Annotated in this window: 16 protein-coding genes; 10 read left to right on the top strand and 6 right to left on the bottom strand. The window is 45.3% G+C overall.

The features are described from left to right. Positions 1–28 precede the first annotated feature (28 nt). From GA693_RS07785 to GA693_RS07775, 4 genes are all read left to right on the top strand, one after another. Positions 29–1,021 (top strand): NAD(P)H-quinone oxidoreductase, encoded by a 993-nt coding sequence (locus GA693_RS07785; protein ID WP_160241117.1) that lies wholly within the window; start codon positions 29–31, stop codon positions 1,019–1,021. A gap of 224 nt (positions 1,022–1,245) precedes the next feature. Next, positions 1,246–1,416, top strand: a complete 171-nt coding sequence (locus GA693_RS14770; RefSeq protein ID WP_005179332.1) for a hypothetical protein — start codon at positions 1,246–1,248, stop codon at positions 1,414–1,416. Between the two features lie 168 nt (positions 1,417–1,584). Then, positions 1,585–2,481, top strand: coding sequence for a helix-turn-helix transcriptional regulator (locus tag GA693_RS07780; protein ID WP_160241118.1), 897 nt, complete (start codon positions 1,585–1,587; stop codon positions 2,479–2,481). Positions 2,482–2,622: 141 nt separating this feature from the next. Next, positions 2,623–3,129: a hypothetical protein gene (locus GA693_RS07775; RefSeq protein ID WP_016659280.1), complete on the top strand. Its 507-nt coding sequence runs from the start codon at positions 2,623–2,625 to the stop codon at positions 3,127–3,129. 74 nt (positions 3,130–3,203) lie between these two features. On the opposite strand, the gene GA693_RS07770 is transcribed toward GA693_RS07775, so the two are convergent. Both GA693_RS07770 and GA693_RS07765 read right to left on the bottom strand, forming a co-directional pair. Continuing rightward, positions 3,204–4,520, bottom strand: coding sequence for a hemolysin family protein (locus GA693_RS07770; protein WP_005179329.1), 1,317 nt, complete (start codon positions 4,518–4,520; stop codon positions 3,204–3,206). A 124-nt stretch (positions 4,521–4,644) separates the two neighbouring features. Then, complete coding sequence (locus GA693_RS07765; RefSeq protein WP_075167072.1) at positions 4,645–5,634, bottom strand: LysR family transcriptional regulator; 990 nt, start codon at positions 5,632–5,634, stop codon at positions 4,645–4,647. Positions 5,635–6,271: 637 nt separating this feature from the next. Here GA693_RS07765 and GA693_RS07760 point away from each other — a divergent pair. Next, positions 6,272–7,873 carry an isocitrate lyase gene (locus GA693_RS07760; RefSeq protein ID WP_005179327.1) on the top strand — a complete coding sequence of 534 codons (1,602 nt, stop codon included), beginning with the start codon at positions 6,272–6,274 and terminating at the stop codon, positions 7,871–7,873. Between the two features lie 143 nt (positions 7,874–8,016). Here GA693_RS07760 and GA693_RS07755 read toward each other — a convergent pair whose 3' ends face one another. Both GA693_RS07755 and GA693_RS07750 read right to left on the bottom strand, forming a co-directional pair. Next, positions 8,017–8,781 (bottom strand): copper resistance protein NlpE N-terminal domain-containing protein, encoded by a 765-nt coding sequence (locus GA693_RS07755; protein WP_005179324.1) that lies wholly within the window; start codon positions 8,779–8,781, stop codon positions 8,017–8,019. A 178-nt stretch (positions 8,782–8,959) separates the two neighbouring features. Further along, positions 8,960–9,424 carry a copper resistance protein NlpE gene (locus GA693_RS07750; protein ID WP_160241119.1) on the bottom strand — a complete coding sequence of 155 codons (465 nt, stop codon included), beginning with the start codon at positions 9,422–9,424 and terminating at the stop codon, positions 8,960–8,962. Between the two features lie 264 nt (positions 9,425–9,688). Here GA693_RS07750 and GA693_RS07745 point away from each other — a divergent pair, with 264 nt between their 5' ends. After that, entirely contained in the window at positions 9,689–10,282 is a 594-nt protein-coding gene (locus GA693_RS07745; protein ID WP_127800579.1) for a 1-acyl-sn-glycerol-3-phosphate acyltransferase, read from the top strand. A gap of 164 nt (positions 10,283–10,446) precedes the next feature. Here GA693_RS07745 and GA693_RS07740 read toward each other — a convergent pair whose 3' ends face one another. Both GA693_RS07740 and GA693_RS07735 read right to left on the bottom strand, forming a co-directional pair. Beyond that, entirely contained in the window at positions 10,447–10,779 is a 333-nt protein-coding gene (locus GA693_RS07740; RefSeq protein WP_127800581.1) for a hypothetical protein, read from the bottom strand. A gap of 124 nt (positions 10,780–10,903) precedes the next feature. Further along, on the bottom strand, positions 10,904–11,665 hold the full coding sequence (locus tag GA693_RS07735) for a 3-oxoacyl-ACP reductase (RefSeq protein ID WP_016659275.1): 762 nt from the start codon (positions 11,663–11,665) through the stop codon (positions 10,904–10,906). A 143-nt stretch (positions 11,666–11,808) separates the two neighbouring features. Here GA693_RS07735 and GA693_RS07730 point away from each other — a divergent pair, with 143 nt between their 5' ends. The 4 genes from GA693_RS07730 (at position 11,809) to ureC (ending at position 15,173) form a co-directional block, all read left to right on the top strand. Then, positions 11,809–12,684 carry an urease accessory protein UreD gene (locus GA693_RS07730; protein WP_160241120.1) on the top strand — a complete coding sequence of 292 codons (876 nt, stop codon included), beginning with the start codon at positions 11,809–11,811 and terminating at the stop codon, positions 12,682–12,684. A 155-nt stretch (positions 12,685–12,839) separates the two neighbouring features. Then, complete coding sequence (ureA, locus tag GA693_RS07725) at positions 12,840–13,142, top strand: urease subunit gamma (protein ID WP_005179314.1); 303 nt, start codon at positions 12,840–12,842, stop codon at positions 13,140–13,142. A gap of 9 nt (positions 13,143–13,151) precedes the next feature. Further along, positions 13,152–13,460, top strand: a complete 309-nt coding sequence (locus GA693_RS07720; RefSeq protein WP_160241121.1) for an urease subunit beta — start codon at positions 13,152–13,154, stop codon at positions 13,458–13,460. Between the two features lie 12 nt (positions 13,461–13,472). Continuing rightward, positions 13,473–15,173, top strand: coding sequence for an urease subunit alpha (gene ureC / locus GA693_RS07715; RefSeq protein WP_160241122.1), 1,701 nt, complete (start codon positions 13,473–13,475; stop codon positions 15,171–15,173). Positions 15,174–15,210: the final 37 nt, after the last annotated feature.

Below are 15,210 nucleotides of genomic sequence, written 5' to 3'. Positions count from 1 at the left end.
ACTTGCACTGAACAATTAAGGAAAATCCATGTCACAAGCGACGATGCAGCAGGTCATTATTACAGAACCAGGCGGCCCGGAAAAACTGGCCTATGAAAGTGTGGCTATTCCGACACCGGCAGCCAATGATGTGCTGGTTAAGGTTCATGCCTTTGGTTTAAACCGCCCGGATATCTTGCAGCGCCAAGGCCTTTATCCAATGCCGAAAGGGGTGACGCCTGTGCCGGGGCTGGAAGTGGCAGGTGAAGTGGTAGCGGTAGGCGAAGAGGTCAGCAAATTTAAAGTCGGCGATAAAGTTTGTGGCCTGACCAATGGCGGTGGCTATGCAGAATACTGCGTGGTTCCGGAAAGCCAGACCCTGACCATTCCTGAAGGCTTGAGTTTTGTACAAGCTGCGGCTATTCCGGAAACCTTCTTTACCGTATGGGCCAACGTGTTCCAGATGGGGCAAGCCAAGGCTGGCGAAACAGTACTGGTCCATGGGGGTAGCAGCGGTATTGGTACCACAGCGCTGATGTTATGTAATGCGCTGGGCATGAAAACCTTTGCCACTGTCGGTTCAGATGAAAAAGTACAGGCTATTTCCCATCTGACCACCGCCATTAACTACAAGACACAAGATTTTGAGCAGGTGATTAATGAGCAGACTGACAATGGCGGCGTCGATGTTATTTTAGATATCGTTGGTGCACCTTATCTGGAACGTAACCTGAACCTGTTACGCCGTGATGGTCGTCTGGTTTATATCGCGTTCTTGGGCGGTGCCAAAGCCAAAGATGTGAAACTTGGCCCGATTATGATGAAGCGCCTGACCATTACCGGTTCGACCATGCGTGCGCGTAATACTGCAGAAAAAGCTGAAATTGCCCAAGGCTTGCAAGACACAGTGTGGCCATTATTGAGCAAAGGTGAATGTCTGCCGATGATTTTTAAAACCTTTAAATTTGATCAGATCCAGGAAGCGCATGCGGCCATGGATACCGGTGATCATATTGGCAAGGTTGTGGTAGAAATTATTTAATTCGGCATCTAAAAAAGACCGGCTATAGCCGGTCTTTTTTATGCTCATCTCAAGTTAGTACATTGATGTTTATTACTTAAACTGTACAAGTTTTACTAAAAATTAAAATATATGTGATGTATTTGACACAACCTGTCGAAACTGTGTTGTACATTAGCCCACATCCAAAACAGACATCATAAAAATAAACTGGATATTTCAATGAAGAGACAGAGGGCAGAATCATGAGAATTTCATCTACAGCATATACCACCACCCAGAATATACGTGCTTTAAGGCGCATTCATCGGGCCATTATCCGTCAAAAAATAGGTCTGGCAGATATCCACCGGGTGTATAGTGCCATGCTGCATTTAGAGCGTTATGTTGATCGCCTAGATCAGAATAAGCCTTAAGTTTAAGCTGAATGCAGCCTTGTGATACGTATTTTGATTTACTTTTAACGTAAATGTATTTAAAGTTTTGGTCTAATTATTTATATGATTTTTATTTAATAAATTTTAATTTACGGTTGTTTAATTGATAGAAAAAACAGTGCCTTAAAACAGCACCATGAGGGTATCATGAAGTGTGTTACTTCAACACATGAACGACTGGCTGAACGGCTGGTCAGTATTTTAACCAAACTCAATGTAGGGCATCAGCTGAGTATTCCGGAACTGGCCCAGGAATTTAAAGTCAGCACCCGCACCATTGAACGTGACTTTGATCGGCTGAATGCCTATCTACCTTTATTGCAGGACAAACGCAGCAAAAAATACTATCTTGATGCTTCCTATTTGGGACGGTTTAAACTTCAGGATATCCAGAACTTTGCCCAGTTGTCGGGCATTAGCGATCTTTATCCCTCGCTGGATATTTCGTTCCTGCGTGAGCTGATGGATCATCGTGCCAATCTGGTGTTTTCCGCCAAAGGTTATGATTATGAAGACAGTAGCCAATATGCCGAACATTTTAAAACCCTGACCCAAGCCATTCAGCAGCGTCAGTACATTGGCTTTGTCTATAAAAACAAGTCCCGTCGGGTGCAGCCTTATCGCCTGATTCATCATCATGGTAACTGGTATCTGGCTGCGGTGCATTCGGACACTTTAAAAGTGTATCGCCTGAGCCTGATTGAGCAGATTGAACTCAGTTATGAACTGGACCCGTTTGAGCATGATCCGGCTATTCTGCAACAGTTGGAAGATGAAGAAGGTATCTGGTTTGGTCATGAACAGCAGGAAGTGCATTTATCGGTTGCGGCAGATGCCGCGCTGTATTTTAAACAGCGCCGGCTGTTTCCAAAGCAGCAGATTCTGGAAGAAAAGCCGTGTGGCAGCCTGTTGATTTCCTGCCAGATTCGCCATCATATTCAGCTTTATCCGGTGGTACGCTACTGGATTCCCTATGTCAAAATTGTAGCGCCGCTGCATTTACAAACCGAGCTGGAGCAGAGCCTTAGCCATTATCTGCATTAATTCGTATTGTGGGTATGCATTTGAGTTTTGATGACCATTAAAATTGGCCCCCTTATTCCTGTCATAATTGCTACGGAATCTGTCGAGCTTTAAGCGAAATTATGCGAAAATAGTCTTTTACTTTTTGCCCAAGGCTATTTCATGATTGACCAGTCTCCTGAATCTTTAAGCGATATTGAAATTATAGACATCCTTCAGAGTATGAAGAATGATGTGCTCAATAGCGAAGCCAAAGAGATTATCCGCAAAGGTGGAAAAGTGGGACGTCAGGAAGCGCATAAACAGGCCTTGGTGGCATTGCATCAATCTTTTGAAGAAAAATTTGTTGAAGCGGTGACGCTGGCATTGAGCCTAAATGAAGCCCAAGCCAAAAAAATCCGCTATAAAAAAGATCGGATTCGTATTTTAAAAGCCCGTCAGATTGATTATCTGGCCATTGATGGCGCAGAAACCGCCCAGGTACTGGCACAAATTGCACAAGCTATTGTCCGTGAAGATGCGATTGTGACCCATGACCTGCACAATATTTTCCCGTTCTGGAAAGAAGGCTGGCCAATGGTGCAGTTCGACAGCGCCTATAAAATTCTGGAAGATGACATTGCCATTCACTATCAGGCGGTGCTGGATGAATTGCTGCGTCAGTTTTAAGTGAATTGCTGCATGAAAAAAACCTTCTAGAGTCTAGAAGGTTTTTTTATCGCTCTTGATTAGAGAAAGATAGATTATTCCTGTTCCGGCGGTTGGTTATTTTCCAGTAAACGTGTCACCAACAGCTGGTCAATTTTAAAATGATCGACATCGACCACTTCAAATTTATAACCGCCATATAACACGGTATCGGCTGGACGCGGAATCTTGCGCAGTTGATACATCATAAAACCGGCTAAGGTTTCATAGTTTTCTTCATCGGGCATTTCTTCAATTTCAAGCGCATGTTTCATGTCTTCAATTGGGGTACTGCCGTCAATCAGCCATGAATTATTATCACGTTTAATAATCTGCTGTTCTTCTTCAATAGGGGTTACCCAGTCGCCCATTACGGTAATCATAATATCGGACAAGGTAATGACGCCGACCACCAGTGCGTACTCATTAATCACCACCGCAAATTTTTCTTTGGTCGAGCGGAAGCGGTCCAGCACTTCAGACAGGGTCAGGGTATCGGGAATGGTGAGTACGTTACGAATGGTTGATTCGTTCAGCTGGTTGATTTTCTGGTTATTTAGAATCCGCACCAGAATATCTTTGGCATCAACATAGCCAATCACCTGATCAATATTTTCATTACAGACCAGAAATTTGGAATAGGGGAATTCAGCCAGTTTCTGGCGAATGCTGTCTTCGGCTTCATTTAGGGTAAAGTACACCACATTTTCACGCGTGGTCATGCTGGACGGGACATTACGTTCTTCAAGTTCAAACACGTTTTCAATAAAGTGATGTTCCTGTTTTTGCAACACACCCGCTTGGGCGCCGGCATCCATCACTGCGGAAATATCATCAAAGGTAATATTGTCATCGCGGATGGTATTGACCTTAAACAGCCGGAACAGCATATTGGCGATGGCATTAATAAACCAGGCCAGCGGTTTGCAGACGGTAATAAATACCTGTACTGGATTGATCACGGAAATAGAAATTTTCTCTGGTGCAATCATGGCCAGGCGTTTCGGCATCAGGTCGGCAAACAGAATAAATAAAGAGGTGACCAAGGTAAAAGACAGCGCAAAGCTAAGGGTTTCGGCCCACGGTCCGGTATAGAAACGGGTGACAAAATCGTAGAAATACGGGCGAAAAGCACCTTCACCTAAAATACCGCCTAAAATGGCAATCGCATTCAAGCCAATTTGCGAGGCGGCAAAAAAGTCTGCCGAGTTTTCCTGTAAATCCAGCACTTTTTGCGCACGTTCATCTCCGGCTTCAGCCAGAATTTTTAATTTGACCTTACGCGCACCGGCCAGAGCGATCTCGGTCAGTGATAAAAAACCTGCTCCTGCAATCAGTATGAAAATAATAACAATGTTCTGGAAGAGGCTCACGAATCCACCTGCGGATTTTTATTCTGAATATTTTTAACGTCAAAAACATCGAGTAGTGCACCGGGCACTACTCATGTTCATCTTAGTATAAGGTTTAAAAAGAGAGATTTATGAGCGTTTTTTGTCAAAATTGAGAAAATTGTGAGTTATTCATTAAAAACTCACGGTTTTCTTCTTCAATCATTTGACGGGCCACATACAGAATCAGCTGGCGTAACCAGCGATGCGCCGGATGATGATGCAGTAACGGACACCAGGCCATCTTCAATTCAAATTCCGGAATATAAAACGGCGGGTCTTTAATCAGCAGATTCTGGCTTTTGGCCTGTAAACGGGCAATTCGGGTCGGTAAGGTAGCTACCAGATCCACATTGGATGCCAAGAGTGCCGGCATCTGATAATGACGGGTAAATACCGAAATCTTGCGTTTTTGACCAATCCGCTCCAGTGCCTGATCAATCCAGCCTAATCCGGCCTGTTTTTCAGGATTAACGCCAAAGCCAACGCCCATACCGGTTTTAGAGACCCAGATATGCTGTGCATCTAAATAGCTTTTGAGGTTCAGGTTACTGGCCGCCGGGTGTTTCTGATTGAGTAGACAGGAAAAACTGTCACGCCAGACCAGTACCTGGTGGAAACTTTGCGGAATTTCATTAAAGCGGTTGATGGCTAGGTCTACCTTGCCTTGTTCCATGTCACGATAGGACACATCACTTGGGGTCAGAAAGTCGAGCACCACATTCGGCGCTTCAGAACGCAAGGCTTTGACCAGACGCGGCACCAGAGTGGCTTCGGCATAGTCTGAAGTCATAATCCGGAATACGCGATTGGAGGTATACGGGCGGAACTCGGTACGGGGTTCCAGAATCATGGATAAATCGGACAGGGCATCACGAATACGCGGTTGTAATTCAAGTGCGCGTTCGGTCGGGGTCATCCCTTCAGATGAACGGATGAGCAGGGGATCATTAAATAAGTTACGTAGACGACGTAAAATGTTACTCATGGCGGGTTGGGTAACGCCCAATTGTTCAGCTGCTCGAGTGACATTTTTTTCGCGAAGTAATACGTCCAGGTAAATTAGAAGGTTGAGATCGACCCGCTCCAGATTCATAAAAAAAATACCGAAAATAAACCCAAGAAATTATTTGGATTATGCCATAAGCCTGAAGGCTTGGGTAGAACAATTACCGAAAAAGCCTGTTCCCTGATCGGATCAATTCCTGCATATTTACCGGGTTTTTCGGCCCAATTCGCGCGGGGTTTAAGCGGCTTAAATCAGCGCGTGTCGGGTTGATTCAAACCTCATCGCATCCACCTGCAGAAATGCTTGAGTTGAGCGACTCAACACAAGCATGGTCTTCTTCTATTCACTGTCAGGTTGGGTCTACCAGGCTAAAAATAAGCCGGATATTGCCTTGATTTTGTACGGAAAAAGCCGTACCCGACTTAAGTATAATGAATATAAAAAAAGCAAATGGTGTGTTTTTTAATCGGTTATTTGAATTGTAAAATAAAATTTATTTAATAAAAATCAAATATTTGTTTTGTAATATAAATTTTCGGATACGACTTTGATCTACATATTTTTTAAATAAATAGTGAAGATTCTTTGAGGATATTGGATTAATTTTCTAACTCACTCTAATCTGTACTCAACACGACGAAGTGCTCTAAATCTGAACACATCCAGAGGTATGATTTTAGTCATTTCGTTGGAGAAAATCCTAAAATTAATACAGGAAAATATCATGACTACATACCAAACAGCGATTGATGCAATCCGCGAATTGAAAGCGAAATTCGGTAACACTTGGGCAGACATCAGTCCTGAAGATGCTGCGCGTATGCAGATGCAAAACCGTTTCAAAACTGGTTTAGACATTGCTAAATATACAGCTGCGATTATGCGTCGTGATATGGCTGAATACGATGCAGACAGCAGCAAGTATACTCAATCATTAGGTTGCTGGCACGGTTTCGTTGCGCAACAAAAAATGATTGCGAACAAAAAATACTTCGGTACAACCTCTAAGCGTTATATCTACCTGTCTGGCTGGATGGTTGCTGCACTTCGTTCAGAATTCGGTCCACTTCCTGACCAATCTATGCACGAAAAAACTTCTGTTCCTGCATTGATCGAAGAAATCTACACTTTCTTACGTCAAGCTGACGCAAAAGAATTAAACGATTTGTTCCGTGCACTGAAAAAAGCACAAGACGCAGGTGATACTGCTAAAGCAGCTGAAATCACTGCTCAAATCGACAACTTTGAAACTCACGTTGTGCCAATTATTGCCGACATCGACGCTGGTTTCGGTAACGAAGAAGCAACTTACTTACTTGCGAAGAAAATGATCGAAGCGGGTGCTTGTGCACTGCAAATCGAAAACCAGGTTTCTGATGCGAAACAATGTGGTCACCAAGCAGGTAAAGTAACTGTTCCACACGAAGACTTCATCGCGAAAATCCACGCGCTTCGCTATGCGTTCCTGGAAATGGGTCTTGACGACGGTATCATCGTTGCACGTACTGACTCTGAAGGCGCTGACTTGACTCAAAAAATCCCAGTGGTTAAAGAGCCAGGCGACATCGCTTCTCAATACATCAGCTACTTAGACACTCAAGAAATTGACATCTCTGAAGCGAAAGAAGACGAAATCCTGATCAAGCGTGATGGTAAATTACACCGTCCTAAGCGTTTAGCATCTGGCCTGTACCAGTTCCGTGAAGGCACTCAAATTGACCGCGTTGTACTTGACTGTGTAACCAGCTTACAAAACGGTGCTGACCTGCTTTGGATCGAAACTGCAACGCCTAACGTTGAAGAAATCGCTCACATGGTGAACCGTGTACGTGAAGTTGTGCCAAATGCGAAGCTTGTTTATAACAACTCTCCATCGTTCAACTGGACTTTAAACTTCCGTCAACAAGCGTACGACCGTTGGGTTGCTGAAGGTAAAGATGTATCTGCATACGACCGTGCTAAGTTAATGAGTGCTGAGTACGACAACACTGAATTAGCTGCTGAAGCTGACGAAAAAGTACGTACATTCCAAGCAGATGCTTCTCGTGAAGCGGGTGTATTCCATCACTTAATCACACTTCCGACTTACCACACAGCTGCTCTGTCTACTCACGAGCTTGCTCAAGGTTACTTCGGTTCTGAAGGTATGTTGGCTTATGTTGCTGGCGTACAACGTAAAGAAATCCGTGGCGGTATCGCTTGTGTGAAACACCAAGCAATGGCGGGTTCTGATATCGGTGATGACCACAAAGAAATCTTCGCTGGTGACAACGCGCTTAAAGCGGGTGACGATGCGAAAAACACAATGAACCAGTTCAACGGCTAATCGTTAGACGGTTTAGAAAAAACCCTGCATCTGCAGGGTTTTTTTATGCTTGAATAAAAAGAATAAATAAGAAAGAAAAAAGAAGATCAGTACAGCAAGATAAAAAGAAACGGCAGAATAGAAAATGAAAGAAAAAAGAAAAGCTATTTCACCTTAATATAGTCCGCCACCGCATTGTCCGGATAATTAAAGCTGATTTTATTGTAGCGGGTTTGCTGGGCCGGAATAGGTTCTAAAAAGCTTTCATCAACCAGCGCGTTATATTCCTGATAGTTTTGATCGACCAGAATAATATCGCTGACTTTCAGTTTTAGCGGCTGATCTGACTGGTTATGAATACGCATATAGTAGTCATGCGCTTTGACGGTATCGGTAATATCGCGAAAGCTTAAGCTATCAATATGTTCGGCCTGAATGTCGGCATGTTTCAGCGCATTGCTGACTTCAATGGTCGCAACACGTTCCAGTTTTAGTGCTGGCTGTTTGGATGAGGCATCTACAAGTTCCAGCCCGTTTGCTGTGGGCTGCAATTGTTGAATCTGCTGATCGGTACTGATTAATTGGGCAGTCTGTTCATTGGTATAGCTGACCTGACCTTGTGTATTCTGGCTACGCTGACGGCGAGCATAGATACGGGTATCTTGCAGGCTGTAGCTCTGATCCGGATGAATCTTTAACTCAAGAATACGCTGCTGGCAATCATCACAGTCAAGGATGGTTTTGTAGTGACCGGCCAGCGGCTCCGGCTGTGGTGCTGCTGTTTCAGCAGCAGGCATCAAGCTGTCTTGCGGTTGGGTTTCAGTTTGGGCCTGGGCATTGCTCATGGTACTGCTTTTTTCAGCTTGCCCACCGCAACCACTTAAACACAAGGACAAGGTGCTAATTGCAAGAAGAGGACGAGATAACATGGCAACAGATCAATCTTTGGATAAGGTATTAAACATAAACTTTTCGGGCATATTCGCCTAGAGCAGAGGGCTAAATTGAGCCGCTGTTTTGTAGCAAATTTTATCGCGGGCAAAAAACCGTTTTGAAACAAGAAAAGCCACCAAAGTGGTGACTTTTAGCGATGCTAGATCTTGTGCTTTATTGCAGGTCTTTTTGCAGACGATAATTCTGGCTGGCATCAATATTGTCGCCATTGTTGACATCGCGCGCTTCAATAAAGTTTTCACCGACAAAGAATTTACGGTTATTGGCAGCCTGATCCAGAATAATAACGGCAGGATCATTCGGGTCAAATTCAAATGTACCGGTAATTTTGGACTCCTGACCATTGGCGCGGCCTAGGAATTCCTCATTCAGCTCATAAGTTTTATCCATTTTTAGCTCAAGCTCGGTTTCAATGCCTTGACAGTCGCTACACGGCAAGACCCCTTTATATTCTCCCGGCCAGTCCAGTGCGGTGGCGGCTGTATCATTGGCGCTCATGTCAGTGGCTGCGGCAGGCGAGGTGGTTTCTGCATCGCGGGCGGTTTCAGGGGTTTTATTGTTATCACAGGCGGCCAGTAACAGCGCCGTGAGGGCAAGGCTCAGAATTTTTATTTTCACCGATCAATCTCCTGACAGGACAGATAGGGTCAGCATAGCCTGATTGTAAAAATTGCCCTGTTGGGTTTCTGTGAGTATTTATTTTCAGTTTCCGGCATCCGGTTTATTTAAGAAAAACCCGAAAGATTGGCAGGAATGGCGATTGACGGTTTGGCTAATTGTATACATTTATATATTAATTGATTAAATATTCGGCAATCTGCTCTTTTTTAAATCTGTTGAGTTGTTAAACTTCGCGCAATTTTTATTGTGTGGATTGTGCTTGTGTTTGAGAAGTTGGCAGAACAGAGCTTGGGGTTGATGGGCTGGGAAATTGACAATCACTGGCCGCTGGATTTGGACCAGTGTGTGATGATTGCCGCGCCGCATACCAGTAACTGGGATGCACTATATGCACGTTTGGCGCTTAAAGCCTTGGGCGTGAATGTTCGCCTGACCATTAAAGACAGTTATATGAAGTTTCCGTTTGGGCCTTTTGTCCGTGCAATGGGCGGAATTGGCATTGACCGTCGTCCGAAGGCAGCCGGTGAGCAGCGTCCGAGCATGGTGCAGCTGATGAGTGATTTGTTCAAGCAGCATCCTAAGCTGGTGATGCTGGTCACGCCAGAAGGTACACGCGCCAAACAGGAACAGTGGAAAACCGGTTTTTACCATGTGGCGGTAACGGCTGGCGTGCCAATTGCACTGGCCTATATGGACTACGCCCAGAAAAAATGTGGCGTGGGTAAAATTGTCTATCCATCGGGAGATATGGAAAAAGACATGGCCGAAATCATGGCGTTTTATGCCAGCATTGCCGCCAAATTCCCGGAACAGTTTAGTGTCGATACTCGTTACTATGCAGAACCGGCTGAATAGTCACTCATTGTTAAAAAAACAGAAGACAGGGCATCGACCCTGTCTTTTTATTTATATGCTTTCAATATCGAAATTAGCAGTACATCAAGATGCGAGAGGTTGAAGCTTCTCTCTGATTGATCGGCTGTTTTGTGTGATCAAACTTCTAAATATCTGATTTTGATTTAAGGCTGTTCTGCTTTGGGAAAAATTCCGCCCAATGATTGGCAGGCAGCGGTATAAAGATGATATTGCTGCTGCACAATTTCATCCACCGCCAGGCTGGATTGCTGTTCACCTTCCCGATATTGCTCGACATAACGGCTGGCTTTTTGCCGGGCGGCAACCAGCGCATGTTCGTGATAGCTGTTAATAGCACTATGGGTCATCAGCGTTGTTTCAATATTGTGGCATTCAAATTGCGCCAGCAATTGTTCAGCGCGTTTTAATTCTTGGGAGTTACCGAACATACAGGCGCTCAGCAGGGTACAGCAGGCCAAAGCAAACAGGGGTTTCATGTTAGCAAAATAGTGAAGAGAGGATGGACCATAGTCTAGCGAATTCAGCCCACCTCTAGCATGACAAACCGGTTTAACTGCTTAAAAATTAGTTTATTGTGATAAAAGTCACACAAAACTGCAGTTAACCTTTGACCAGACCGCCATCAACAATCAGGTTTTGCCCGGTGACTGCACGCGAATACGGTGACAGGAACATCATAATAGCTGCGGCAAATTCTTCTGGGGTGGTAACGCGGCGTAGTGGCGTCGAGGCAGCAATTAAATCAAATACCGCATCTGGCGTGGCTTTGCTGGCATCGGTGGTTTGGAGCAGACCGCCAGACAACATATTCACGTTAATACCATATTGGCCCAGATCATGCGCTGCAGTACGGGTAAAGGCCAACAGTGCGGCTTTGGCGGTGGTGTAGTCATGATAAGGCACCACCGGATTCTGCACGAGGTTGGTACCAATATTCACAATACGGCCAAATCCGGCAGTTTTCATATCCTCAAGCGCTGCTTGGGTGGTATTGAGGGCAGCCACAACTGCACCATCAAACTGTTGCTGCATGATGGCCGGCGTCAGGTCTTCAACTTTGGGACGGGCATCACCATTAAACTCAAAGTTGATTAAGGCATTGTTGATGACACTATGAATGGCCTGACCAAAACGCGCCTTGGCTGCGGCAAAGAGAGCCTGCACCTGGGCTTTGTCAGTGACATCGGCCTGATAGGCAAAGACCTGCTCTGGATACTGTTGCACCAGCTGCTCGGCAGCAGCGGCACTGTTTAAATAATTTACCACTACACGCGCCCCTTCCGCCAATAAGGTTCGGGTAATCGCCAGGCCTAAACCGCGTGCGCCGCCAGTCACTAAAACAATTTGATCACGAATTTGCATATTGTTCACATCCTCATTCCCTATGCAGATGCACCATAGCAAGAAATGGCAGTCAGCCAAAGCGAAATCTGCGCCGATAGAAACTGGTGCAGTTATTGCTTAATGCCAGGGCATAGACTTCAAAAAGATACGAATTGAGCAAAATGAATCAGCTGGTGGCAACAGAAGTGAAGCCTGCGGTGCAATATTGGTTTGCACAGCTCGAACTTGGCTTTAAAGGCGCAGAAAATCGCACCGTATTGGATCATCGTAAACATCATGGTCCTGTTCGGGTGCAAAAAATGCTGTGGCCGGAAAAAACCGGGGTGTGCCACGCCATTATTGTGCATCCACCGGCAGGCATTGCCGGGGGTGATCATTTAACCTTTCAGATGTCGGCAGAGCAGGCCGCACATGCCTTGGTGACCACGCCGGGTGCAGGAAAATGGTACAAGACCAATCAAAAACAGGCTTTCCAACATATTGATATTACAGTTAAAGATGCCTCTATTTTTGAATGGCTACCACAAGAAACCATGCTCTTTAATGGTGCACATGCCAATTCTGAAACCAGAGTTATTTTGGAGGATGCCGCCAGTTTTATTGGTTGGGATATGTTGGTACTGGGCCGTCAGGCGCGCCATGAAACATTTATCGAGGGCAGTTATCAAAATCGATTTCAGCTGTACCGGAACAATAAATTACTGGTCACTGACCGTTTGAGTTTTAGTGGCAATGACCGCTGGCTCAGCTCCTGTTTGGGAATGAACGGTCATGCAGTCATGGCTAGCTTCTGGGCAGTGCCGCCAGAAAAATTCCGCTCAAAATTCTATTTAGATCAGCAGATTGATCAAATCCGTGAGCTGATTATGCGCATGGATATTAAGGTGACGTTAACCCTGCTGGATGATGTGGTGACAGCACGTTATCTGGGTGATGACGTACGCCAGTGTCATGATGCCTTTGCCGCAATACGTGCCAAGCTGCGCCGTGACTGGTTTGATTTAGATGAAGAATTTCCGAGGATTTGGCGGACATAAAATGAAGTTCTCCCTCCCAATGGGAGGGAGCTAGAGGGAGGGTAAATACATTGGGTTTATTACCTCTCCCTAACCCTCTCCTGAAAGGAGAGGGAACATCATTTTTTAGCACACATTTTGCATTACACCCTTTAGAACAAATTTAGGAACGAGATATGGAACTCAATCCCACTGAAAAAGACAAAATGCTAATTTTTACTGCGGGCTTGGTGGCCGAACGCCGTAAAGCACGTGGGCTAAAACTGAACTATCCCGAGGCGATTGCCTATATTTCTGCCGCGTTGTTAGAAGGCGCGCGTGATGGTATGAGCGTGAGTGAGCTAATGCATTACGGTACCACGTTATTAAAACGTGAAGATGTGATGGAAGGTATACCGGAAATGATTGCCGAAGTTCAGGTTGAAGCGACTTTTCCAGATGGCTCAAAACTCGTCACTGTGCATCAACCGATTGTCTAGGAGTCAAACATGATACCTGGAGAAGTGATTACCCCAGACTCAGACATTGAAATGAATGTGGGGCGTCAGACCTTAAAAATGACCGTCAGTAATATCGGAGATCGTCCGATTCAAGTCGGTTCACATTTTCATTTTTATGAGGCCAATGATGCCTTGCAGTTTGACCGTGAAGCGGCACGAGGTTTTCGTTTAAATATTGCCGCAGGCACAGCGGTACGTTTTGAGCCGGGTCAAAGCCGGGATATTGAACTGGTGGCTTTAGCCGGTAAACGCGAAGTCTATGGCTTTGCCGGTCGTGTCATGGGTCCATTGGATTAAGGAAAAATTAAAATGAAAATGTCACGCCGTGCCTATGCGGAAATGTTTGGTCCAACGGTAGGCGATCGGGTTCGTTTGGCCGATACCGAACTGTTTATTGAAGTGGAACAAGACCTCACCACTTATGGTGAAGAAGTTAAATTTGGTGGTGGTAAAGTCATTCGTGATGGAATGGGGCAGTCACAACTTTTGGCTGATGACGTTGCCGATACCGTCATTACCAATGCTTTAATTGTAGATTGGTGGGGCATTGTTAAAGCCGATGTAGGTTTAAAGAACGGACGTATTTGGAAGATAGGTAAAGCCGGTAATCCTGATATTCAACCTGATATTACTATTCCCCTGGGTGCGGCAACGGAAGTGATTGCGGGTGAAGGGCAGATTCTCACCGCGGGTGGTGTTGATACCCACATTCATTGGATTTGCCCGCAACAAGTGGAAACAGCACTAATGTCTGGTGTAACCACCATGATTGGTGGTGGTACAGGTCCTGCAGCAGGAACATCGGCAACGACGGTGACTCCGGGTCCTTGGCATATTTCCACCATGCTGCAAGCCATTGACGATTTACCCATGAATATTGGTTTATTGGGTAAAGGTAACCTCAGTCAGCCTGAATCGATTGCCGAGCAAATTCGTGCAGGTGTAGTGGGTTTAAAACTGCATGAAGATTGGGGCTCGACACCGGCTGCGATTGATAACTGTTTAAGTGTTGCCGATGAATATGATGTGCAAGTGGCAATTCATACCGATACCTTAAATGAAAGCGGTTTCCTGGAAGAAACTTTGGCGGCATTTAAAAATCGGACCATTCACACTTACCATACCGAAGGGGCGGGTGGTGGACATGCACCTGATATTTTAAAAGCCATTGGTCAGCCAAACGTATTGCCATCATCCACCAATCCAACCCGTCCTTATACCATCAACACCATTGATGAACATTTGGATATGTTGATGGTCTGTCACCATTTAGACCCTGCCATTTCGGAAGATGTGGCATTTGCGGAAAGTCGTATTCGCCGTGAAACCATTGCTGCGGAAGATATTTTGCAGGATCTGGGCGCAATTGCCATGATGTCATCGGATTCGCAAGCGATGGGGCGTGTTGGAGAAGTGGTGATACGCACATGGCAAACCGCACATAAAATGAAAGTGCAGCGTGGACCTTTAGAGGGTGACAATGCCACGCATGACAATCATCGTGTGAAGCGTTATATCGCCAAATATACGATTAACCCTGCGATTACCCATGGTTTAAGTCATGAAATTGGCTCGGTGGAAGTCGGTAAACTGGCCGATTTAGTGTTGTGGAAGCCCGCATTTTTTGGTGTAAAACCATCGATGATTATTAAAGGCGGGATGATTGCGGCAGCGCCAATGGGCGATATTAATGCGTCAATTCCAACACCGCAGCCAGTGCATTATCGTCCGATGTTTGGTGCCAATGCCCGTGGTGTGCATAACACCTGTATTGCGTTTTTGTCGCAAGTGGCGATTGATGCGAGTGTGCATGAAAAGCTAGGGCTGAAAAAGTTGATTAGCCCATGTAAAGGCACACGGGATATTCAGAAGAAAGATATGAAGCTGAATACTTACTGCCCTGTGATGGAAGTTGATCCTGAAATTTATGAGGTTCGGGCGGATGGGAAATTACTGACGTGTGAACCTGCGGAAGTGTTGCCGATGGCACAGCGGTATTTTTTGTTTTAAGAATCTCCCTAAATCCCTCTTTAAAAAAGAGGGACTT

The sequence above is a fragment of the Acinetobacter indicus genome (assembly GCF_009914475.1).
Taxonomy (GTDB): domain Bacteria; phylum Pseudomonadota; class Gammaproteobacteria; order Pseudomonadales; family Moraxellaceae; genus Acinetobacter; species Acinetobacter indicus.
This window is presented reverse-complemented; position numbering and strand designations above follow the sequence as displayed.

What these genes read in the sequence shown, in the direction of transcription:
- GA693_RS07785 (WP_160241117.1), top strand. Translation starts at nt 29, where the DNA reads ATGTCACAAGCGACGATGCAGCAGGTCATTATTACAGAACCAGGCGGC.
- GA693_RS14770 (WP_005179332.1), top strand. Translation starts at nt 1,246, where the DNA reads ATGAGAATTTCATCTACAGCATATACCACCACCCAGAATATACGTGCT.
- GA693_RS07780 (WP_160241118.1), top strand. Translation starts at nt 1,585, where the DNA reads ATGAAGTGTGTTACTTCAACACATGAACGACTGGCTGAACGGCTGGTC.
- GA693_RS07775 (WP_016659280.1), top strand. Translation starts at nt 2,623, where the DNA reads ATGATTGACCAGTCTCCTGAATCTTTAAGCGATATTGAAATTATAGAC.
- GA693_RS07765 (WP_075167072.1), bottom strand. Translation starts at nt 5,634, where the DNA reads ATGAATCTGGAGCGGGTCGATCTCAACCTTCTAATTTACCTGGACGTA.
- GA693_RS07760 (WP_005179327.1), top strand. Translation starts at nt 6,272, where the DNA reads ATGACTACATACCAAACAGCGATTGATGCAATCCGCGAATTGAAAGCG.
- GA693_RS07755 (WP_005179324.1), bottom strand. Translation starts at nt 8,781, where the DNA reads ATGTTATCTCGTCCTCTTCTTGCAATTAGCACCTTGTCCTTGTGTTTA.
- GA693_RS07740 (WP_127800581.1), bottom strand. Translation starts at nt 10,779, where the DNA reads ATGAAACCCCTGTTTGCTTTGGCCTGCTGTACCCTGCTGAGCGCCTGT.
- GA693_RS07735 (WP_016659275.1), bottom strand. Translation starts at nt 11,665, where the DNA reads ATGCAAATTCGTGATCAAATTGTTTTAGTGACTGGCGGCGCACGCGGT.
- GA693_RS07730 (WP_160241120.1), top strand. Translation starts at nt 11,809, where the DNA reads ATGAATCAGCTGGTGGCAACAGAAGTGAAGCCTGCGGTGCAATATTGG.
- ureA (WP_005179314.1), top strand. Translation starts at nt 12,840, where the DNA reads ATGGAACTCAATCCCACTGAAAAAGACAAAATGCTAATTTTTACTGCG.
- GA693_RS07720 (WP_160241121.1), top strand. Translation starts at nt 13,152, where the DNA reads ATGATACCTGGAGAAGTGATTACCCCAGACTCAGACATTGAAATGAAT.
- ureC (WP_160241122.1), top strand. Translation starts at nt 13,473, where the DNA reads ATGAAAATGTCACGCCGTGCCTATGCGGAAATGTTTGGTCCAACGGTA.